Origin of the sequence: Chitinophaga solisilvae (assembly GCF_009928525.1) — a bacterium.
Lineage (GTDB): Bacteria > Bacteroidota > Bacteroidia > Chitinophagales > Chitinophagaceae > Chitinophaga > Chitinophaga solisilvae.
Genome location: NZ_JAABOK010000022.1, coordinates 79,582 through 101,898, shown reverse-complemented (window position 1 = coordinate 101,898; position 22,317 = coordinate 79,582). Strand labels below are relative to the sequence as shown.

General features: G+C 47.8%; 21 protein-coding genes and 1 tRNA gene. 11 read left to right on the top strand and 11 right to left on the bottom strand.

The window, feature by feature from the left end; genetic code table 11:
• Positions 1 to 265 precede the first annotated feature (265 nt).
• The 8 genes from GWG06_RS28460 to nudK all read right to left on the bottom strand — a co-directional run bounded on the left by GWG06_RS28460 (position 266) and on the right by nudK (position 6,576).
• The gene (locus tag GWG06_RS28460; RefSeq protein WP_160717832.1) at positions 266 to 772 is read right to left on the bottom strand and encodes an SRPBCC family protein; all 507 of its coding nucleotides are present in this window, start codon (positions 770 to 772) and stop codon (positions 266 to 268) included.
• A gap of 72 nt (positions 773 to 844) precedes the next feature.
• A complete protein-coding gene (locus GWG06_RS28455; RefSeq protein ID WP_160717830.1) occupies positions 845 to 1,750 on the bottom strand; it encodes a helix-turn-helix domain-containing protein in 906 nt (301 codons plus the stop codon).
• Positions 1,751 to 1,903: 153 nt separating this feature from the next.
• On the bottom strand, positions 1,904 to 3,010 hold the full coding sequence (locus tag GWG06_RS28450) for a peptide-N-glycosidase F-related protein (RefSeq protein ID WP_160717828.1): 1,107 nt from the start codon (positions 3,008 to 3,010) through the stop codon (positions 1,904 to 1,906).
• 314 nt (positions 3,011 to 3,324) lie between these two features.
• On the bottom strand, positions 3,325 to 3,918 hold the full coding sequence (locus GWG06_RS28445) for an ankyrin repeat domain-containing protein (RefSeq protein ID WP_202183147.1): 594 nt from the start codon (positions 3,916 to 3,918) through the stop codon (positions 3,325 to 3,327).
• Positions 3,919 to 4,204: 286 nt separating this feature from the next.
• Complete coding sequence (locus GWG06_RS28440) at positions 4,205 to 4,579, bottom strand: VOC family protein (protein WP_160717824.1); 375 nt, start codon at positions 4,577 to 4,579, stop codon at positions 4,205 to 4,207.
• A gap of 77 nt (positions 4,580 to 4,656) precedes the next feature.
• Complete coding sequence (locus GWG06_RS28435) at positions 4,657 to 5,451, bottom strand: DUF6597 domain-containing transcriptional factor (protein WP_160717822.1); 795 nt, start codon at positions 5,449 to 5,451, stop codon at positions 4,657 to 4,659.
• A 31-nt stretch (positions 5,452 to 5,482) separates the two neighbouring features.
• Positions 5,483 to 6,010, bottom strand: a complete 528-nt coding sequence (locus GWG06_RS28430; RefSeq protein ID WP_160717820.1) for a GNAT family N-acetyltransferase — start codon at positions 6,008 to 6,010, stop codon at positions 5,483 to 5,485.
• 8 nt (positions 6,011 to 6,018) lie between these two features.
• Entirely contained in the window at positions 6,019 to 6,576 is a 558-nt protein-coding gene (nudK, locus tag GWG06_RS28425; RefSeq protein WP_235938582.1) for a GDP-mannose pyrophosphatase NudK, read from the bottom strand.
• A 74-nt stretch (positions 6,577 to 6,650) separates the two neighbouring features.
• Here nudK and GWG06_RS28420 point away from each other — a divergent pair, with 74 nt between their 5' ends.
• From GWG06_RS28420 to GWG06_RS28390, 7 genes are all read left to right on the top strand, one after another.
• Positions 6,651 to 7,406 (top strand): DeoR/GlpR family DNA-binding transcription regulator, encoded by a 756-nt coding sequence (locus GWG06_RS28420; RefSeq protein ID WP_160717816.1) that lies wholly within the window; start codon positions 6,651 to 6,653, stop codon positions 7,404 to 7,406.
• 138 nt (positions 7,407 to 7,544) lie between these two features.
• Positions 7,545 to 11,576 (top strand): DEAD/DEAH box helicase, encoded by a 4,032-nt coding sequence (locus GWG06_RS28415; protein ID WP_160717814.1) that lies wholly within the window; start codon positions 7,545 to 7,547, stop codon positions 11,574 to 11,576.
• A 172-nt stretch (positions 11,577 to 11,748) separates the two neighbouring features.
• Positions 11,749 to 14,532 (top strand): outer membrane beta-barrel family protein, encoded by a 2,784-nt coding sequence (locus GWG06_RS28410; protein ID WP_160717812.1) that lies wholly within the window; start codon positions 11,749 to 11,751, stop codon positions 14,530 to 14,532.
• Positions 14,533 to 14,535: 3 nt separating this feature from the next.
• A complete protein-coding gene (locus tag GWG06_RS28405) occupies positions 14,536 to 15,282 on the top strand; it encodes a GLPGLI family protein (RefSeq protein ID WP_160717810.1) in 747 nt (248 codons plus the stop codon).
• 384 nt (positions 15,283 to 15,666) lie between these two features.
• Entirely contained in the window at positions 15,667 to 16,194 is a 528-nt protein-coding gene (locus GWG06_RS28400; protein WP_160717808.1) for a hypothetical protein, read from the top strand.
• On the top strand, positions 16,195 to 16,386 hold the full coding sequence (locus GWG06_RS28395; RefSeq protein WP_160717806.1) for a hypothetical protein: 192 nt from the start codon (positions 16,195 to 16,197) through the stop codon (positions 16,384 to 16,386).
• A gap of 37 nt (positions 16,387 to 16,423) precedes the next feature.
• A complete protein-coding gene (locus GWG06_RS28390) occupies positions 16,424 to 16,963 on the top strand; it encodes an AAA family ATPase (RefSeq protein WP_160717804.1) in 540 nt (179 codons plus the stop codon).
• Here GWG06_RS28390 and GWG06_RS28385 read toward each other — a convergent pair.
• Complete coding sequence (locus tag GWG06_RS28385; protein WP_127036386.1) at positions 16,955 to 17,392, bottom strand: acyl-CoA thioesterase; 438 nt, start codon at positions 17,390 to 17,392, stop codon at positions 16,955 to 16,957. The two genes, GWG06_RS28390 and GWG06_RS28385, sit on opposite strands and share 9 nt — an antisense overlap.
• A gap of 220 nt (positions 17,393 to 17,612) precedes the next feature.
• On the opposite strand from GWG06_RS28385, the gene GWG06_RS28380 reads away from it, so the two are divergent.
• Positions 17,613 to 17,697: transfer RNA gene (locus tag GWG06_RS28380), tRNA-Ser, on the top strand.
• A 219-nt stretch (positions 17,698 to 17,916) separates the two neighbouring features.
• Here GWG06_RS28380 and GWG06_RS28375 read toward each other — a convergent pair.
• Positions 17,917 to 18,405, bottom strand: a complete 489-nt coding sequence (locus GWG06_RS28375; protein WP_160717802.1) for a hypothetical protein — start codon at positions 18,403 to 18,405, stop codon at positions 17,917 to 17,919.
• An 81-nt stretch (positions 18,406 to 18,486) separates the two neighbouring features.
• Here GWG06_RS28375 and GWG06_RS28370 point away from each other — a divergent pair, with 81 nt between their 5' ends.
• Complete coding sequence (locus GWG06_RS28370; protein WP_160717800.1) at positions 18,487 to 20,499, top strand: M13 family metallopeptidase; 2,013 nt, start codon at positions 18,487 to 18,489, stop codon at positions 20,497 to 20,499.
• Between the two features lie 209 nt (positions 20,500 to 20,708).
• On the opposite strand, the gene GWG06_RS28365 is transcribed toward GWG06_RS28370, so the two are convergent.
• Positions 20,709 to 21,086 (bottom strand): nuclear transport factor 2 family protein, encoded by a 378-nt coding sequence (locus GWG06_RS28365; RefSeq protein ID WP_160717798.1) that lies wholly within the window; start codon positions 21,084 to 21,086, stop codon positions 20,709 to 20,711.
• Between the two features lie 94 nt (positions 21,087 to 21,180).
• Here GWG06_RS28365 and GWG06_RS28360 point away from each other — a divergent pair, with 94 nt between their 5' ends.
• Entirely contained in the window at positions 21,181 to 21,588 is a 408-nt protein-coding gene (locus GWG06_RS28360; RefSeq protein WP_160717796.1) for a winged helix-turn-helix transcriptional regulator, read from the top strand.
• Between the two features lie 178 nt (positions 21,589 to 21,766).
• The gene (locus tag GWG06_RS28355) at positions 21,767 to 22,264 is read left to right on the top strand and encodes a ferritin (protein ID WP_127044448.1); all 498 of its coding nucleotides are present in this window, start codon (positions 21,767 to 21,769) and stop codon (positions 22,262 to 22,264) included.
• The last annotated feature ends 53 nt before the right edge of the window (positions 22,265 to 22,317 follow it).

Here is a 22,317-nt window from a genome sequence, read left to right as displayed (position 1 = left end):
GGAAAAAAATCTACTTTTGCTCATAATAGTAGTTTTAGTGTGGTAACTTAAACTTACTAAAAAAGGAGGCCACATCGGCCTCCTTTTATTTATCCTTTGGGTTATTTTAACCGGACACTATAGAATTGCGAATTACGAATTACGAATGTAGCGCGAAGATCTGAGCGATGAAGTAAATTCATTATCCGCTCAGATCTTCGCGCTACATTCGTAATTCGCAATTCGTAATTCGCAATTCGTAATTCGCAATTCCTCACTCTCCATTCTATCCCGTAATCACATTCCCAATAGCTTCATTCTTATTACGCAAATCCAATCCTCCTTCCAGTACAGATTTGAGGTTGGTGAGAAAGAAGATCCAGCCTTTGGAGTCGCCGACGTAATGTCTCTGAATGGTATCGCTGTCGGTAGGCAGTTTGCTTTCAAACAGTTCTACAATGGTTTCTCCATGTTCCGGATAAATGGAAATACTGACAGGACAGCCTTTGGAGAAAGTGAAGCTGAAAATATTTTTGCCATTCGCCTGCAATACTTTTCCGGTACCGTGGGCATCCACTCCTTCACAGGAAAGCTGGAGCCGGTAATGGTCGTTGGTTTGTGCCGGTGCATCTGCCGGCCGGATGTTGCCATCCTCATCAGTAAAGGATGCTGCCGCAAACCAGGAGGTAAGCCCGGCGCTGGTAGCCCAGGCTTTGTAAACATTTTCAACCGGAGTTTTAATGTTCACCCTCAATTTGAACTGACTGAAATCAGGTGTTGATAATTGATTCATGATGTTACATATTGATGATGAAGCAAAACTAACAAGGGTAGCGGGAAGGGGATTTATCGGAAATGGAGAATTTCATCCGGCCGCTTCTTTTCTGAAAGCTGCCGGCGGTGTACCGAAACGTTCCTTAAACAATACACTGAAGCTGAAGACGCTTTCAAAGCCGATTTCCAGGCATATGTCCTGTACGGGCATCAAGGTTGTTTCCAGTAGTTGCACGGCTTTCCTGAGCTTCAGTTCTATCTGGTACTGATGAGGTGTAATCAGGTACGCCTGTTTAAACATACGCAGAAAATGCTGGCTGTTCATGGTGGCGATGACAGCCATATCTTCAAGGGTAACGTTACCCGCATAATGGGCTTCCAGCCATTCTCTGGCCAATGCGATTCTTTTGAAGATCTCCCGCCGTGTGGCAACCTTTACTGCCTGTATGTTCTGCGACCGGCGAAATGCTTCCCGGTTGGCTTTCAGCAGGTCCTCAAAAAGGCTTCTGATGATGATATCTGCCCGTAGTGCGGCAAAGGAAGAACAGCTGTTGCCCAGTGTTATCAGGGATATGATGGTCTGATGCAGGGCGGGGTTGGTATGCATTCTCTCCAGGTAGGAGAAATCGTACGGCAGACTATCAAACGGTGCATCCAGTAATTTTTCATCTTCGTAATGCAGGCTGTACTGAATCAGATCCGGCATACCGGAATGAAAGAATAACATCACCGGCGCCACCTCTTTGCCGGTGCTTACCGCCAGCCGGCTGCCCCGGTTGATGAAGAACACTTGCTGCGCCTGTACCGGATTTTTGCCACCATTTACATAGTACCCGCACGTTCCGCCGCCACTCAGCAACAAACCTATGCCTGCAGGGTGCGCCGGGCTGTCATACGGCTGCCGCATCGTTTCTGCATACAGAAAATGATCCGGATAAACAGGCGGCGTAATTTCATTCGCAGCATGAAAAACCTTCGGAAGCGTTTGAAGATACATGATGCTAAGGTAGGGATTTGGGGGAATTACGAATTACAAATTGCGAATTACGAATGATGAGCGAAGATCTGAGCGATGAAGTAAATTCTTTATCCGCTCAGATCTTCGCTCATCATTCGTAATTCGCAATTTGTAATTCGTAATTATTTTAACCTAGTATTTTTCGCCGGCTATATATACGGAGAGTTTGAAGTTGTTGTTAGCATCAGCTTTGGCGTTGACGATATCCACTTTTACGGTGTGGTTGCTGCCGGCGGCGATGGTGCCGCTGATGCTGATGGTATGTGGTGGTACTACTTCAGAAGGGCACCAGTTGCGTGGGGAGGAAGAAATGTCGTAGCTGCGCATGGTGTTGGGGCCGCAGGCTACTTTGGAGGAGAAGGTACCGATCTGTGTATTATCCCAGCTCACGTTATGGGTGCGGTAAGTATATTCTTCACCGCCGGACCCGGCGCCCCAGGCTTGTGATACCACTACTATCTTCGCATTGCGCAGGCGGTAGGGGATGGTGATGATTTTGGTCAGGGTGCGGGAGTTGTTACCGGCAGCATCTGCTATTCTGCCGAATTGAACGGCCTGTATGTAGGTTGGGTTGGCATTGGTGGTATTGTTGTCTGCCGTGATGCTGAAGTCTGCAGAGAAGGAGCGGGGTTCGTTTTTACCCACCCAGTCAGACTGGTCAAGATGTGTACCCCATGCGCTGAGCGCTACCCATACGGAGTCTTTGCCGGTGAGCAGGGAGGCTACATCTTTCAGGTCGAAAGTATATGGTACTGATTTGATGGACTGGTACCAATAGAAGAAGGGGGTTACATACAGGTAGCCTGTTTTGGGTGCATAGGCATCTATTCTGGATTTGGCAGCGGAATCGAAGGTGCTCTGATTCGTCAGCAGCGCCTTTACGACGGAGTCTCTGAGAAAGTAAAGTTGTCCGTCGCGGTCATAGCCGTCGCCGCGCTGGTATATGCGCAGCTCTCCTTTGAAGGTGGCGGTGGAATCAGCTTTTCCTCTCAGCGATATTTTTTTCAGGGCTACGGTATTATTCAGGTAAATAACGCCGCCGGCATCGGTGTAGGCGTTGGCGGCATAGCCGTTGTAGAAATCCAGTCCGGTGAAAATCTGTTCTGTGTAGGTGCCTGTCAGTTCGGTTGTTGCAGCGGGTTTGTCGCTGCCGGGTTTAATGTCTTCGCGGAGGTTGTTTTTACAGGCCATGAACAGCGTGCCTGCCGCCAGTAACGTGAGAATACCTTGTGTTTTCATTGTTTTTATTTTGGTTAAGAAAAAATGAAACGGGTCAACCGTATGCCGGTATGGCATCGGGGGGAAAAACAGCTCGAATCGTCAGATGTGCAAACCGGGGTGCTCTGCCCGGTGGAGTCAGATTTACGGTACTTTCTTTTAAATTATACAAGAAAAGGGGAACAGACAAGAAAAGTGAAAATTACAAATGCAAAAGAGAAGAAAGTACAAAACCGACAAACGTTTGCAGAGAATGGGAAGTGTGCAGAAATGAGTGGGGGGAGGGGGGAAGAATGGAAGGGAAGAAAGCAGAAAAGCAGCAGGAAGACAGGCGTTTACTTTGCGCCTGCCTTTTCCAGTATTTTTACTATTTCTGTGAAGCCGCGGCTTTTCGCATGTGCCAGCGGTGTTACGCCGTCTTTATCTGCAATGTTTACATGGCATCCTGCATCAATCAGCAATTGTACAATCTGTATATGTTTCGTGCCGCCGTTGCCCAGGATGATGGCTTCCAGCAGGCCCGTCCAGCCCAGCTTATTGATATGGTCCACCGGAAAGGATTTGTCTTTCAGCAGCTCTGTTACAATGGCTATATGTCCTCTTTCGCAGGCAGGAATCAGCGCCGTGCCGCCATAGCGGTTATATACATCGTATCTGGCGCCCGCTTTCAGGCATAAGCGTAATATTTCCAGGTATCCGGTAGCGCCGGCATACAAAAACGGACTGTTAAGCATGCGGTCCTGCGCATTCACATCTGCGCCCGCCTGTATGAACAGGGAGGCCAGCGGTATATTATTTTTATAGGTAGCGGCCATCAGCGGCGTTTCTCCTTTTTCATTCCTGGTTTCCAGGTTGTTGCCCTGCGCAATCCATTGCTTCACGGTAGGCTCATCATTACCGGTGATAGCAGCAAAAATATCTGGTTTCATTGTTTCTTTTTTTTGTGCATCTGAAGTACAGGAAATTAATACCCACGAGAACAGGAAGATAATTCTTTTCATTTTTCCGCAGTGTTTTGGTCAGCACTAAGGTAGAAGTATTCAGGCGGGAAGGAAGGGACGGGTTATTACTTTGTGGGTACTTTTTATAATTATGAATTACGAATTACGAATTGCGAATTACGAATGCTTAGCGAAGACATAAGCAGATAAAGAATTTACTTCTTCCCTTATGTCTTCGCTCAGCATTCGTAATTCGCAATTCGCAATTCGTAATTTACTTCACCGATGTGATCCACCACACATTCCCAACCGGGTCTTTTACGCCGCAGGTGCGGCCATAATGCTGGTCGGTCAGTTCCATGATGGTGGCGCCGCCGTTGTCAATGGCGGTATGATAGGTGGTGTCTGCATCGGGGACGTATACGAACAGGTTGGCTGTTTGTTCCTTCCATTGTTCGGTAGCGTCGCAGAACATAATGGTGTTGCCGGCAATCTGGATTTCGGCATGCATGATTTTATCGGTATTATCCCGGTTGGTGGTGTGGGTGAGCATTGCGCCGAATACTTTTTCGGTGAAGCGGATAAAGCCTGCTGCGTCTGAAAGCATCATGTAGGGCATGACTGCCTGATGGCCTTTTGGAATTTCCATTTGCTGAAAGTTATAAGTGAAACAATGACCCAAAATTAGGATGGGGCCGGCGGTTGAAATTGGAAAAACCCGACATCTTAGTCGCGCCACCTGGTGGCGTCGGTGTTACCGGAAAAATAGTGGCGGGGATGCTGACCGGAAAACTCCCGGAAGTCATGGATAAAGTGCGATTGGTCATAATAGCCGCTTTCCAGTGCCAGTTGCGTTAATGACGGGAAGTTGTTCCCGTATTGCGCTATGGCCCACTGAAAGCGTGATATCCTGGAAAACAGTTTGGGACTGAATCCTGAGAATTGCCGGAACTGCCGTTCAAATTGTCTTTCTGATAAGAAATAATCCTGCGCCAGCTGTTTCACTGTAATCTGTCCTTTGCTTTCAATGATGGCCTGTATGGCGTGAAATACCGGTGGCTGCTGTTGTCGTTGCTGCAGCAGGCGCCGGGTGATGAACGCTTCAATGAGCTGTATACGTTGCGGATGCCCCGGCGCCAGCGCTACCTGTTCTTCCAGGTTGTCGCCGGCTGTTTTAAGCAGGGTGTTGAGGTCGGTCATTTCGTTGGTGAGTACTACCGGCGGCACGTTAAAAAGCAGGGATACTGCGTGCGGATACAGGTAAACGCCCAGTATGCCAAAGGAGCCGTTGATGGTAAAACGGCGGATGCGACTGCTTTGTCCGTGTACGCCGGCAGTAAAGGAAGGTACGCTGCTGCCATCGGCAGCTATTTCATCAAACCGCCCGTGGTAGTGGAATACCAGCTCCGGGCAGACATCGGCCATTGAGTAATGAACGTATGGCTCGGCACTTTCCAGTACCCAGAAATATCTTACTATATCTTTCAGATGATCTGACGGCGGAATGGTAAAGTATTTCACTTCCTGAAGGTAGGAAAGTCTGCGGATTATTTCAGCGGTTTAAAATATAAATAATACCGTCATCTTCTGCTTCCTCCTGCATTTCAGGCGGCGCTTTCAGGAAGTGATTTCTTTCCAGTACACGGATGGATGCCTGGTTTTCTTCTACGGTGAAGGCGGTAATCATACCGGCTTTCATGGTATGGAAGGCATAGTCAATAACTGCGGTGATGGCTTCCTGCATATATCCCTGGTGCTGATAGTCGGGATGCAGTTCATAGCCGATCTCGGCGCTGTTATTTGCAGCAGACAGATTCCACAGGCAGAAGGTGCCCATCAGTTCCTGTGTTTCCCGGTGGATAATCACCCAGTATAAATTTTCATTGGCGGCAATACCTTGCCTGACCTTCTGAATAAATTGCTGTACATCTTCCAGCGAATTTTTAGGACGTTGTATATATCGCCGTACCTCATCATCAGAGCGGATTCGCAGTAAGGCAATGTCATCGTGGCTTTCAGGCTGTCTGAGCAGCAGCCGGCCGGTTGTCAGTTCCGGAAAGGGAGTGAATTGTAATTCCATTCCTGAATTTACAAAATTCCATTTAGTTTTATATACTGCAGTAGCATAATTGTTTTACCATCTCTGATTTCTCCCCGTGTAATCATCTCCATTGCTTCCGCAACAGGTATTTCCAGCACTTCTATTTCTTCCTGTTCATGTGCAAGACCTCCGCCATCGTTGACTTTCATTTGATGATCATAGGCGGCGATGAAGAAGTGAAGTATCTCTGTTACAGAGCCGGGCGACATATACGCGTCAAATATTTTCCGCACATCCCGGATACGGTAACCTGTCTCTTCTTCCGCTTCGCGGCGGATGCATTCTTCCGGATTGTTTTCATCCAGCAGGCCGGCGCAGGCTTCTATGAGCATACCGCTGCTGTTGCCGTTGATAAAGGAGGGCAGCCGGAACTGACGGGTGAGGATAACGGTACGGGTCTGCACGTTGTACAACAGTATCACAGCGCCGTTGCCTCTGTCATATGCCTCGCGCGACTGTGTCTGCCAGTCGCCGTTGCGGCGTTTGTATTCATACGTTACCTTTTTCAGCGTGTACCAGTTGTCGGACAGAATTTCCGTTGACATGATTTTTACGTCGGGTGGCATAAAAATGATTATATTTGATCGTTATTGATTATTTTGATCAAATATAAAAAGAAATGGGATTCCAGGAAAGAAAAAGAAAAATTTTAAAAATTCTGGAGAAGACAGAGAGCATGGACGTGCAGGAAATGGCAGATGAGCTGGGCATTTCAGCCATCACCATCCGTCGTGACCTGCAACAGCTGGCAGCGGAAGAACTGCTGATAAGAACCCACGGCGGCGCTATGAAAGCGCCTCCCCAACATCCGTTCACCGCATTTGCCGACAAGGAACAGGTGGCCTCCGCCCGCAAAAAATATATCGGTAAACGCGCGGCCGCTCTGGTAAAACCCGGAGACACCATTTTCATGGACTGCGGCAGCACCGTATTCACCATGTGCCCCCACCTGAAAAACATCACCCCGCTGCGTATCATCACTAACTCCTTACCGGTAGCCGCCGCCTTTATGGATGCAGCCGGCATACAGGTGAATCTCATCGGCGGAGAAATAGATAAGGAAAGGAAAGCCATCCACGGAGACAGAGCCATCGCCCACATCAAAAGCTACCACGCCGCCAAAGCCTTCGTAGGCACAGACGGACTCTCCGCAAAAAGAGGACTGACCGCCATCAGCGAAAAAGAAGCCGGCATCACCACCGCCATGGCCGGCAGCGCTGACCACATCTACCTCCTCTGCGACTCCTCCAAAATAGGCAAAGACAGCTACCTGAAATTTGCCCCCCTCTCCCTCATCACCGCCCTGGTTACAGACCAGGAACTATCCGCTGCGCAGGCAGCCACCCTCAGGACGAAAAAAGTCAACTTTATTTAAAGGGAAAATTTACGGATTTTGGAATTTATAAATGCTTCGAAGATCTAAGCAAATAATTACGCTCAGATCTCCGCAGCATTTATAAATTCCAAAATCCGTAAATTCCAAAATCCGTAAATCATATCTTACTTTTGCCGGATGATAAACACCTCCTGGTACCGGCAGCAATATCAATCTCAGCCCGCTGATGCGCAGCTGGTGATGGACGTGCTTTCCATTCACCTGTATCCCCTGGAAAAGCATACCCTGTTTGATGCCGTGCAGCTGATGCAGGAGTTACCCAGGAAGCGCTTTGATGAAATCCTGCAGGACCTCAAGGAGCGGGAGCTGGGGGGAGTAAATGTTACCGGTAATTTTACACTGGCGCCCGAACTGAATTTTCTGTTGTTTCCTGCGAATATTGTAAAGCCACAATACCTGCAGGTCATTGGCCGTTCGCGGATGGCGGTGCATGCCTTTTATACGGTCAGCGCACGCCTGCAGGACCTGCAACAGTTGCTGGTAGCCTATTTTACGGGCGATAAATATCTGCTGCTGGCGCCCGTGAAAAGAGTGGAGGCGGAGCTGGATGAATACCTGCCGGCTATCTCCTGGCTGCTGTATTATCCGGAATATGCCGGTCTGCTGCAGCTTTTTAGTCAGCAGGCAATTGATAGGATGTATGCATACGCCATGAAGTACCAGCTGCTGCAGCTGCCGCCGATGGCGGATCTGCTGGCTTTTGAACAAAGGCAGGCATACCGTTTTCCAGAGCTGCTGCTGATGCAGGGATTATTGTCGCCCGCAATGGCAGATGAAACGGCGGACGATATTTTTATGCAGGCAGTATGGCTGTTGTACCATGCGCAGCCTGACAAAGCCCTGAAAACTTTCGATAAAGGTATTAAACGGCAACGGCAGTACGATAAAAAAAATACGATACCTGTATCTCCGCTGTTTGCCTTCTGGTATGCATTTACATTGATGCTGCTGCCCGGAGGCGATGCTAATCCGGTTATCAGCAAAATACTTACCGCGTACGAACGAAAGCTGTTTCCCGCAGTTACGCCAGCCGTCGCGCTCCTGTATTTTCATACCGGAAAAAAGGAGAAGGCGGAAAACCTGCTGCTGATACTGCTGGAACGTAATGAAAGCCGGCTGCTGAGCTTCCTGGCTATCATGTGCCTGCAGCTGCTGCATCCGCGGAGCAAGCTGCTGTATACTTTCCGGGTGAATGCGGATGCGCTGATGCGCCGCGTGATGGAACACCACTACCGGTTACTCCTGTACGAATATTTATACCTGCTGAGAAATGAAGGCTATGGCGGTTATGCACCGGTCTTCCACCAGCTGGAAGGCAGTATTCAGCGGCCGCCGGTTTTTTCGCTGCTGGAACAGACGGCCGATTGGGAACGCCTGCTGAATACCTTGCTGGTTGCTGAAGCGGAACTGGTAAAAAAAGAGAAGAAAGAAGTCAGCTACCGCCTGATATACCTGCTGGATTTTTCCAGCTATAAAATCCAGCCGGTACTGCAATCTTCCGCTGGCGACGGGCAATGGAGCAGCGGCCGCCAGGTGGCGCTGAAAAAGCTGAAGGAAGGGAAGGCGGAAGCAATGACCGACCAGGATTTCCGTATAGGCGGCACCGTACATAAGGATCACTACTATAATTACGACGGAGAATACTATTCCTTTGATGCCCGCGTCTGGAATGAGATAGCAGGCCATCCGCTGCTGTTCCTGGCAGATAACCCCGCTGTACCGGTGGAAGTAGTAAAGGGGATACCGGAGCTGGCCGTGAATAATATCGGTAACGGCTATACGTTTTCCTGTGACATCACTGACTTTGTCAGCGATACCATTTTCCTGCATGAAACGCCTGCGCGTTTGAAGATCATTAAACTCACCGCCCGGCAACGGAAAGTATTGCAGACGCTCAGCCAGATACCTGTAGTACCCGCCGCCGGAAAAGATAAACTCATGGAAGTGCTGCGCAGCATTGGTGCGCATATTACCATCCATGCGGATCTTGGAGAGGGCAGCGTTGGCCTGCGCCGGCGTAACGGAGATCCGCGCATTGTGGTGCAGCTCCTGCCTTATGGCAACGGATTGAAAGCGGCGTTGTTTGTCAAGCCATTTACCGCCGATCCACCCTACTGTAAACCGGGACAGGGCGCCGCCCACATCATCGGGATGAGCAACGGCGCACGCTGGCAGGCAGCCCGCGATCTGGCGCTGGAAAAGACCAACGCGGAAAAGTTGCAGGAGATGATTCAGCAGATTGTACCGCAGGAACTGATGGAAGATGTTATCCTCTTTGAAGATCCGGTAGACTGCCTGGAGCTGCTGGAGCTGATAAAAGACCATCCGGAACTGGTACGCCCCGAATGGCCGGAAGGAGAACGTTACCGGGTGCGGCAGACGGCCGGCTTCTCCGGCTTCACCGTTAACGTAAAGCAGAAAGGCCACTGGTTTGCCTGCGAAGGAGAGCTGAGGGTAGATGAAGACCTGGTATTATCACTGAAAGACCTGCTGGATACCACACGCATTGTGAACCACCGCTTTATCGCCCTGAGCAACGGCGAATTTGTGGCGCTCACCTCGGACTTACGTAAACGCCTCAACGAACTGGCGAGCATCGGAACAAAAGAAAAAGACGGATGGCAGGTACCTCAGTTTGCAGCGCCGGTGCTGGAAGAACTGCTGGCGCATGCCGGCGCTGCCACAACAGATGCCGCCTGGAAAATATTTACGCTGAAACGCGAAACCGCGATGGCTGCCATCCCGGAAGTACCTGCTACCTTACAGGCCACCCTGCGCCCGTATCAGGAAGAAGGCTTCCGCTGGATGACCCACCTCGCAGCCTGGGGAGCCGGCGCCTGCCTGGCGGACGATATGGGGCTGGGAAAAACGATTCAGTCTGTTGCCCTGTTGCTGTACCGCGCGGCCCTGGGACCTGCACTTGTTGTATGTCCCGCTTCCGTAATAGCTAACTGGGCTGCTGAAATAGCCCGCTTCGCACCTTCCCTGAACGTCAGCTTCCTGCATAACAGCAGGCGGGAAGCTGTGATCGGCCATGCTGCCCCGCTGGATGTTATCATCACTTCCTACGGACTGCTGCAGTCGGAAGGTAAGCTGCTGGCTGGCAGGCAATGGGGCACCGTTATCCTTGACGAAGCGCATCATATCAAAAATCATCAGACAAAAACTTCCAGAGCCGCTATGATGCTGCAGGCCGATTTCCGGGTGATGTTAACGGGAACGCCTATACAAAATCAGCTGACGGAAATCTGGAACCTGTTCCGCTTCCTGAATCCCGGGCTACTCGGTTCCCTGGATCATTTCAATGAACAGTTTGTATACCCTGTTTTACGTAACCCGGAAAGTACGGTGAAGGCGCATTTGCGGAAACTCCTGGCGCCCTTTATCCTGCGCCGTACCAAAACAGCCGTGCTGGATGAGCTGCCGGCAAAAACGGAGATCACCCGGCTGATACAGCTTACGCCTGAAGAAGCTACCTTCTATGAGGCGCTGCGCCGCAAGGCCGTGGAGAACCTGGAAACCTTTGACGCCACAACCGCCGGGCAGCAACGCTTCCGTGCGCTCGCTGAAATCAGCCGCCTGCGCATGGCCGCCTGTCACCCGCAACTGGTGGATACAGAAAGCCGGATAAGCTCCTCCAAGCTGGAAGCCTTCCTGGAAATCACGGCAGAGCTGATCGCCAACAAACACCGCGCGCTGGTATTCAGCCAGTTTGTAAAACACCTGGACATCGTGAGAAATGCGCTGGATCAGCAACAGATCTCCTACCTGTACATGGATGGCGCAACGCCGGTAGGGCAGCGCGATCAGCTGGTAAAAGATTTTCAGTCCGGCAACGGAGAACTGTTTTTACTCAGCCTGAAAGCCGGCGGCATAGGGCTGAACCTGACCGCAGCGGATTATGTCATTCACCTGGACCCCTGGTGGAACCCCGCCGTAGAAGAACAGGCCTCCGACCGCGCACACCGTATAGGGCAGACACGGCCCGTTACCGTCTACCGGCTCGTTGCCCAGCATACCATAGAGGAAAAGATCCTGGCCCTGCATAACAGCAAAAGGGATCTGGCAGACCGCCTGCTGGAAGGCAGCGACCAGGCCGGCCGCCTCTCCGCCGAAGAACTGATGGACCTCATGGCAGCCCATTTCTAAAAAGTTTTTCTTATCTTGTTATGACGATAGCCGTTTGTTAAATGCCAACAGTAACACACTAAACCTACATGATAAATAGGATGCTTTTTAACAGATGTTTATCACTGCCAACAATCATTTTCTGAATTAAAAGATGAATTTTACCCCGTAGTTTATAACTGTAATACCCGCGATGAAAAAAATCCTATCGTTCATTTTTTGCTTAACCGTTATTAACCTGTGTTATGGCCAGCAGGCAGTGATCAAGGGGAATGTGACAGACACGCTTAATCACGTAAAACTCTCCAACGCCGTAGTAGCCCTGCTGCAGGCAAAAGATTCCATACTCGTTACCTTTACCCGCTCTGCCGCCACCGGTAATTTTCAGCTGGATAACATTCCGGCGGGTAAATACCTGCTGCTGATTACCTATCCCTCCTTTGCCGATTACGTAGAGCCGGTAACGTTATCAGATACCAGCGTGCATAATACCGGTAGTATTATGCTCACCCTGCGTTCCAGACTGCTGCATGAAGTAGTGATTCAACAGAAGGTGGCCGCCATCAAAATAAAGGGAGATACCACAGAATTTAATGCAGACAGCTATAAGACACAGGCTAACGCCAATGTGGAAGACCTCCTGAAGAAACTGCCCGGCATTCAGGTAGATAACAAGGGGCAGATTACCGCACAGGGAGAAAAGGTAAAAAAGGTGCTGGTAGACGGAGAAGAATTCTTTGGCGATGATCCTACCCTGGTAACAAAAAATCTGCGCGCCGATATGGTGGATAAAGTACAGCTGTTTGATAAAAAAAGCGACCAGGCAGCCTTTACCGGCGTAGATGACGGACAGGCAGCGAAAACCATCAACCTGAAACTCAAAGAAAACAAAAAAAACGGGTACTTCGGAAAAATCAGTACCGGCGCAGGCCTGGACGGATTTCATGAAACCAGTGCCATGCTGAATATGTTCCGCGGAAAAATGAAATTTTCTGCCTACGGCATCGTTTCCAATACCGGTAAAATGGGCCTCGACTGGAATGAACGGGAGAAATACGGACAGGGCATGGCCGATCAGTTTACACCCGACGGCAGCGGTGATCTTGTTTTTAACGGCACGGTTACAGATGATATGCAGGACTGGAGCGGAAAATACGAAGGCAAAGGCTACCCGCTGGTACAAACCGGCGGCCTGCACTTCAATAATAAGTGGAATGCAGATAAAAACAATATCAATGGTAACCTGAAAACCATGCAGCTCTACATGGATGGTAACAGCGTTACCAACACACAGAATATCATGCCGGATAATACCACCACCTTCCGTAACGTGCGGGAGTCTTTCAATAACAGCATCATGAGAAACAGCCTGAACGGCTTTTATGAAAGACAGCTCGATTCTTCTTCCTCCCTGACTATCCGCATGGATGGCGGACTGGATCATAAAATAACCAACAGCCGCTTCGCTTCTGAATTTATCGGGGCAGACAGCGCCCTGGTGAATCAGAATGAACGCAGGTATAATGCCAAATCAGATATCAGTACCCTTTCCAGTAATATTCTCTGGCGGAAGAAATTAAAGAAACAAGGCAGAACCCTTTCCCTGAACTTCTCGGAAAACTATTCCCGTACCAAAGGCGATGGTTTCCTGGATTCGAAAACAGACTATTTTGCCAATAACGCGGTAGACTCTACGCAGCATACCGACCAGTACAAGACTACCAATAACGAAAGTATCAATGTAAACGGTAACATTACCTATACAGAGCCGTTGTCGCCCAAGTCCTCGCTGATGGCCAGCTACGGCATTAATATTACCAACAGCCACTCCAGCCGCAATTCATTTAATAAGGCAGATGGAAAATATGCCTTGCTGGACAGTACCTTCAGCAACGATTATGCCTTCAACATGCTAACCCACAAGGGCGGACTGTTCTATGTTTTTAATGCAAAAAAATTACGTATTAATTTAGGCGGTAACGTTGGGCTTACCGGATATGACCAGCAGGACAAGTATCAGGGTAGCTCCCGCAGGCGCGATTTTGTTAACTGGTTTCCAGCAGCCACCCTGCGTTATACCTTCAGCCAGCAGCGCCGGCTCAACTTTTCCTATAACGGTAATACCGGGCAGCCTTCCATCAATCAGCTGCAACCGCTGCGCTCCAATGAAGACGAGCAGAATGTGTATATCGGAAACCCTGATCTGAAGCCATCTTTCAGAAATAATTTCAGAATAACCTATTCTGATTATAAGGTTATTTCAGAAAGAAATCTCTGGATCAGCCTGATGTATAATACCAGCAGCAATGACTTCAGCGATTATACCACCATCGATGCAAAAGGCCGCCGTACAACGCAGGCGGTAAACGTAAACGGTAATCAGAACGCCGGAATGGACATGACAATGGGCTGGAGAATTAAAGGTACGCCCCACACCATCGGGTATAACCTGACCAACAACTATTACCGGAATGTGAACTTTATTGAAGGCCAACAGAACATAACGCGCAGCTTCAACGGCAATGGGAGCATATATTTCATGAGTTCCAAAGAAAAAGTCTATGAAGCATATGCGCAGGCGGAAGCACGGTTCAATACCAGTACATCTTCCGTGCAGAAAAGTATACGTACCGATTACTGGACTTATACTTTCACCTACAGCATGGACCTGTTCCTGCCCTGGAAGCTGGTACTGCACTCGGAGGCCAATTATAATATCCGGCAGAAAACTGCCGTATTTACCGGAAACAACAACGCGTGTATCCTGAATGCAGGACTTATGAAGAAGTTTGGCAAGAAGGAAGCCCTGCAGGCAGGCATCTCTGTAAATGATATGCTGAACCAGAACATCGGATTCAGCAGGTCTGTCAACAGTAATTATATCACACAGAACACCTGGTCTTCCATCGGACGCTATGGTATGTTGTCTGTTACCTGGAATTTCAATAAAGCCGGAGGAGCGGCATCTAAAGACTGATTTATGAAAAGCATTGTTATTTGTCTTTTAGCTTTTGTGTGCAGCAGCGTGCAGGCGCAGCATACGACCTTTCTGCAGCAGGGCAGGATAGAGTTTGAGAAGAAGCAGAACGTTCATGCACGGATAGACGAGATGTACGGTGATGATAACGCTTCCTGGAAAGACCTGGAAAAAAAGATGACGCCTAAATTCAGTACATCCTATTTTGATCTGCAGTTTACCGGTAACATCACTTCCTACAAGCCAGGGAGGGAGTTGCAGGAGAATGTGAATGTCCGGGAATCGCCTGCAGAGGCCAACGAAGTATATACAGATCTGCAGAAAAAAGAAAGCATATCACAAAAGAAAGTGTTTGAGCAACTGTATCTGCAGCAGGACAGTATCCGCCGGATCCGCTGGAAGCTCACGGATGAAACCAGGAAGATTGCCGGTTTCGACTGCCGCCGGGCCAATGCCATCATCATGGATTCCATCTATGTAGTAGCCTTCTATACGGATGCCATTGTTACCCCTGGCGGGCCGGAATCCTTTACTGGTCTGCCTGGTATGATACTGGGGGTAGCATTGCCGCATGAGCATATCACCTGGTTTGCCACCAAAGTGCTGGTAGACGATGTGCAGCCCGGAGCGCTGAAACCGCCTGCCAGAGGGAAAAAAGTGACTACTGCCGCCCTGAATGAAACAATCTCCAAAACGCTGGACAAATGGGGCAACTATGGAAAAGCATACCTGAAGGGTATCATGTTGTGAGGCCCTTCTGTTAAATCTTTCTACCCGCCAGAACTATTTTTCAGTTCCCGTTGTTTACATTCTTACACCTCATAACCATGCCTCCCGAAGACCAGGCCAGAGGTGCTGATGTGCCTGTTAAGCTAATTACCATCGCAACGATAAACAGGAGAGGATCAATTATGAATTAAGAATTATGAATGATGAGTTTGAGCGAAGAGCTCAGCGAATGATTAAAGTTATTTGATCCGCTTAGATCTTCGCGCTAACTCATCATTCATCATTCCTAATTCATAATTAAAAATTCACGGTAGCCTTCATCACGATTTGTATTTATCAGTATACCTGCGTAGCAGCTAATGCGCGATGGAAAAGGGACGACGATAACTATTAAATCCAGGTAACATGAGAACTTTGTTTTGTTTGTTGATTGTCCTGCTATCAGGACTGGCGGCTTACTCCCAGACACCTGCCGCCGAGGCCTACCCCGGGCCGGATCTGGTTACACAAATCTTCGGGAAAGACAAAGGTGCATTGCTGAGCGAGCAGCTGCATATTTCACCATTGGAGGAAAAGACTTTTACAGCAGCCTTTCTGGAATATGAAGACGAGAAGAGCCCCTGGCTGACGGAGCGGATTGCCTTGCTGAAGATGTACAATGAAGAATTTGCTTCACTGGACGAGCGCAAGATGAACTCCCTGACCCGTCAGCTGATTAATAACGACCTCGAATTCGGGCGGCTGCAGATGCGTTATTTCAGGCGCATGAACAAGCTGTTGGGAGCCACCAGGGCAGCGAAGTTTTTTCAGCTGGACAATTACCTGGAGCAGTCATCCCGCGCGTGGCTGCAGAATGACCTGCCCTTTATCAAGGCGCTGGAGTCTGACAGGGATATGATTACACGCGCTGCCAAACCGGTAACAGTCCGGTAAATGATATCCGGCATACAGCCGGAGCAGGAAGAAACGATGCAGGCGTCTGTGTTATATACAGGCGCCTTGTTGTCCGGTGTACTGACCGGGGCGGCCTTGTTTGTTCAGCCTGAGATGTATTTACAACAGAATTTTTCCGGTACGTGTATACTTACCGGAGATGATGTATCTTTGTGCTACTTCACCCGGTGACGGTTCTGTCATCTTTTTCAATCTCAATTTACTATTTATGATAAGGCAAAACGGCTATGTATTGACCGGTGGGCCCGGCGCGGGTAAAACCACGGTGATAAAGGCATTGGAAGCAATGGGCTATTCCATTGTGCCCGAGTCAGGGCGACAGATTATTCAGGAACAGGTGCAGTCTGGTGGTCATGCTGTGCCCTGGGATAACACGGAAGCATTCCGTAACCTCATGCAGGCAGCGGCAGTGCGGGACTATCATGCCTTGCAGCCAGGCGTATCTCCGGTATTTTTTGACCGGGCGCTTCCGGACGTTGCCGGCTATACGAAACTAACCGGTTTACCGCTGACAGAAGAGCTGGTATGCCTTTGCAGGGAATGCCGGTATAATGACCGCGTATTTATCTTCCCGCCCTGGGAAGAAATTTTCTGCGGAGATGAAGAGCGGAAGCAGGATTTTACTACGGCCACTGCCACGCATGACAGGATGCAGGAGGTATACACCGCATACGGATATACGTTGTTCACCGTGCCGCCAGGCAGCGTCAGGGAGCGGGTTGATTTTATATTGCAGCGGTTACACTGATTCCGGGATGAAGTCCGCGCTGCGGGGAATGGCATTGAACCGCGCCATCATTTCCGGGGACAGCGCCGTGAGTTTGCGTTTCGCAGTATCTATCCAGGCCCCGTCTACATTGACAATAGCGGATTTTATGCCATCACCGCGGTAAATCTCGTGGCGGATAGACCAGCGGGAGCCATCGCTTTTGCATTTCGTCATTTCACAGGTAACGGTGACTTTGTCGTTGGCGCCGATTTCGCGGAGGTAGATCAGCTCTTCCCGGAAGAGGATCGGGCCGAGTTGTAATTTCACGAACTGCATGGCATCCATTCCAACCCTATCGAGCATGGCCAGGCGCGCCTGCGCAGCAAAATCCGCATAGGCGGAGTGCCGCAGGTGCATATTGGCATCTATTTGCGACCAGAGTACAGGTCCTTCAAAGAATATGTTCATCTTTAAATTTACGGAAATTGGTGTAATGGCTAACATTTTCTGCTTCAAGGTACTATGTGAATGTAAAAATAGTTACGGGATGTAAATGGCCATAGTAAAGGGTTTTCGGTGTATCTGGATACTTGTATCCGGACTGGGGCCATCTTTAGGCCGAAGATTTTTCAAAAAAAACGGGTATAAATTTTTTTAAAATCAATTCGTTTTATACATTTGCGCCACTGGAGAGTTGGCAGAGCGGTCGATTGCGGCAGTCTTGAAAACTGTTGACTGTAACAGGTCCCGGGGTTCGAATCCCTGACTCTCCGCAAATAACATGAATAAGATATGCAAGAAGCCTGCAGGTTAATACCTGCAGGCTTTCTTATTTCCGGAAAAATTGCCCCGGAATCGCAACTATTCCCGGAAATAAATCGCGGCTTTCGTGGCACTTTTATTTTAAAGAAGAATGCCAAAGCCTGGCCACCCGTCCGTAATTGTTCAGTTTTTGAATACGTTTATTATTACATAGCTGCAGTATAGTACTGCTAATTTGAAAATTTTCCATTCTTTTTTTCCTCTTCAGTTAAAGGAGGAGTAGGCGGGTCTTCAGGATCTACTTCCTGAATATAAGTCACCGTAAAATAAGTTTGTCCGATCAGATATTGAGGGTAACTATCTCTCAATTTTTTTAAGGTACTAACGGGAGCAGTATCCTTATGGTAATACTCATTGAACTTTTCTATACCTAGCCCGATTTTCGATGCAATCTGGCTATCGCTAAGCAAGATTGAACTGGCCAGGGCATTTTTTTTTAGAAAATCAATGGTGGTTTTAAACTCGTCCATAAAAAAGTTTATAATCTGATCAAAATTATGATAATTACGGTTTTGCAATACAGGGTGTAGTTGATGTAAGAAATTTTGTCCGGCAATGGCAGCACCCAGGGGGCACAACAAATGCCAAAAGAAAACGGGTCTTTTTAGAAAGTACTGATGATTTGCCCTCCATTCTATAAAGATTCCGGCATCTTCCATATGATGTATTTGAAAAATTATTAGATAGAAACGATATCTTTATTAATCATTCAACATCATTTCGCAACCAATTCAATTTGTATGAGAAACTGGTTTTTGCTATCCCTTTTCTTGGTTTTTGTTGCCTGTCAACCGCAAACAAACGAAAAAACCTTCATTGCCATTGACGGAATTGACTCGACCATTCAGCCGGGTGATAATTTTTATAATTACGTAAATTTAAAATGGTATGATACCGCACAAATACCACCCAGCCAATCGGGTGTAGGCGCCTACCGGTTTATGAACTATCAGCAACGTCTCAGGTTGCAGGGTATCCTTGACAGCGTATCAAAAAGCAATAATCCCTCCGGCAGCCTTGAACAAAAGATTGGTGATTTCTTTGCTTCCGGAATGGATACAAGTATCATTAATCAGCGTGGTTTTGAGCCACTCAAACCCGGTCTGCAGCAGATCAATGACATCAGGAGTATTGCTGATATGCTTACATTCATAGCGGAAGAAACCAAATTGTCTAACATTTCCCTGATCGATCTTCAGGTGGCGCCCGATCAGGAAAACAGTAGCATGAATATGGGGCATATTGGTCAGACTGGTATCGGTATGCCTGACAGAGATTATTACTTCAAGACAGACACAGCCACCATTGCTATTCAGCAAGCCTATAAAAAGTACCTCGCAGATCTTTTTACACTGACGGGAAGCGATACTGCATCGGCGAGAAAAAATGCGGCACTTGTTTACAATATCCAAAAGCAGCTGGCAGCATCACATAAGACCAATATTGAGTTGCGGGATATAAAAGCCAATTTCCATAAAGTTGGATTGGCCGCTTTAAATAAGCAACATCCCAATATAGGCTGGACAACTTTCTTCCAGCATCTGGGAGCTTCCATAGATTCACTGGATGTAGCCCAACCAGGTTATTATGACAAATTGAACACACTTCTCAAAACGGTTCCGCTTGAGGACTGGAAAGTATACCTGAGCGTAAATTATATTAGTACCTATGCAGATTACCTCAGCAAGCCCTTTGTGAATGCATCCTTTGAATATAATAAAGTCCTCACGGGACAAACCATGCAAAAAACACGCGGTGAGACCATGTCCAGCGTGGTAGATACCTATCTTGGCCAGGCATTGGGTCAATTATATACGAAGCTATATTTCCCGGAGTCAGCCAAAACACGGATGCTGGAACTTGTGAATAACCTGCAGAAGGCATTCTCCAACAGGATAGACAAGTTAGACTGGATGAGTGACAGCACCAAGCAAAAAGCCAAGATAAAATTGTTTGCTATCACCAAAAAAATCGGATACCCGGATAAGTGGCGCGCATACAACAATGTAATTATTGTAAGGAATAAATATTTTGAAAATGTGGTATCGGCGGCCGCGAACAACTTCCAGTACAACTTCGCTAAACTAGGTAAGCCGGTTGACAAGACGGAGTGGTTCACTACGCCTTCTACAGTTACAGCCTATAATAATCCTTCCGCCAATGAGATTGTGTTCCCCGCCGGAATTCTGCAGCCTCCCTACTTTGATAACAACGCGGATGATGCGCTTAACTATGGTGGCATTGGCATGGTGATCGGGCATGAGTTGACGCATACGTTTGACGATCAGGGGGCCCAGTTTGATAAAGACGGTAACGTGAAAAATTGGTGGACACCTGAAGACTATAAGAAGTTTAAGGCCAAAACACAGCAGGTCATTGATCTGTACAGTACATTCACCGTATTGGATAGTATTCATATAAAAGGTGCGCTTACAGTAGGAGAAAACACAGCAGATATCAGCGGAATTGCGGTAGCATACGATGCTTTTAAAATGACCCGGCAAGGGCAGGATACAACGAGGATCGGAGGGTTTACACCTGATCAGCGGTTTTTCTTTTCAGTGGCCAGAATCTGGCGCGTGAAAATGAAAGACGAATACCTCCGCTACTGGGTAAATAACGATCCCCATTCCCCACCAATCTGGCGTGTAAATGGTCCGCTGATGAACACGCCTGCTTTCTACCCGGCTTTTAATGTACGACCCGGAGAGAAGATGTTCCTGGACGAAGATAAGCGGATCAGGATATGGTAAGATGCCTGAAGCCTGTGGATACGTTCTGCATGCTGCTAGAAAGGAGGAAGAACGGATTCGATTGATGGATCCGATACCCGCAGAAGAATAAAAGGCCTTCGGATATAGCCCGGAGGCTTTTTGTTTGGATGATTTGGCGGCTTTGTGCTTTTCAAAGGCAATGCCTTGTGGCGGTAAGCGCCACTTTCCCTTCCATGGCAAGAATTGACCTACTTCAAATTGCTCATAAACGTTAAAGTGTCAAAATACAACGTCAGTGAACTTAGTTTACCATTGCTTACCGTCCAGAATTCGGCAACGTTTCCATTTATTTTTACGCCGTTGGGGAATACAAAGTCATAGTTGCCAATAACCGCAGCCCTGTCGTCTTCTACAATCATCCGCTGTACGCGCATAGCTTCAAAACGCTGCGAAAAGCGTTTGATGATCTCAACATATGCTTGCTTACCGGTAACCGGAGCAATGTTGGTCATATCGCCACCTATGTACTGAAAATCATCAGCAATAACACTTTCCCAGTTTGCTTTTTCGGCAAATCCCTGATAGTAAGTTTCCAGAAGTTCCCTGGTTTCCTGTGATTTTTCCATTGGTTTTCTTTTTAAATTTATAAATTTGTTCTTGCGTTTTGCAAGTACAAGTTAAAAAAGATATTGCGAAATGCAAGAACTAATTTTTTGACTTATGGAAAAAATGAGGTCTGATTGCCCGATAAGCTGCTCGCTGGATATATTTGGCGATAAATGGTCATTACTGATCATCAGGGATATCATGTTAAGGGAAAAGGTATCTTACAGTGAATTTTTAAATTCAGAAGAAAAAATAGCCAGCAATATATTGGTAAACAGACTGAATGCGCTGGAAGCAGAAAAAATTCTGATTAAAGAAGTTTCCGCAAAAAATAAATCCAGGTTTATTTACAGCCTTACCCAGAAAGGAGCAGATTTGCTCCCGGTAATTATTGAAATGATGGATTGGGGCGCGAAGTATAATGCAAATTCGCCACGAAAAGAACTTGGTAAGAAAATACAGAAAGACAAAACGGCTGTCATCAAGGAATTATCTAAGGAACTGAAAAAGAAAATCCGCTAATTACCTCTCCAATATTTTTTCAGCGCCAGGAAACCGTGTTTTCGGCCCTGACTCAGCCCGCAGGGAAAAGTATAATCCCGTGGGTAAACTTTTGCATCAATTTAACCTTCCCTGCTAATTATCATCCTCTTATCATCACTATAATTTGTAAATTGGTGTACTAAAACGAACTTTTCTTATGCTATCACAAAAAATGAAAGATGCGCTGAATAAGCAGATATTGATGGAAGCACAGTCATCGCAGGCTTATCTGGCAATGGGAAGCTGGGCGGAGATCCAACCCGGATTAAAAGGTGTTACCAAATTTTTCTTCCGTCATAGTGATGAAGAAAGAATGCATATGCTTAAACTGATTCATTTTGTGAATGAACGTGGTGGCTTTGCGGTTATACCGGCCCTGGAACAGCCTGTAATGACATTTGTATCCTTGAAAAGTGCTTTCGAACAACTGCTCAAGCATGAAATCAAGGTAAGTGAAAGCATTAATGATCTGGTAGAAATAGCACTGGGAGAGAAGGATTATGCTACCCACAACTTCCTGCAATGGTATGTAATGGAACAGATGGAAGAAGAAAAACTCGCCAGGGATTGTAACGATAAGCTGGAGCTGATTGGCGATGATAAAAGCGGATTGTATCTCTTTGACAGGGATATCATGACTATGGACCAGGAATAATGACAGCAGGTAAACACCTGCTTCCGGAAACATATGGCAGGAAGCCGTCTCCA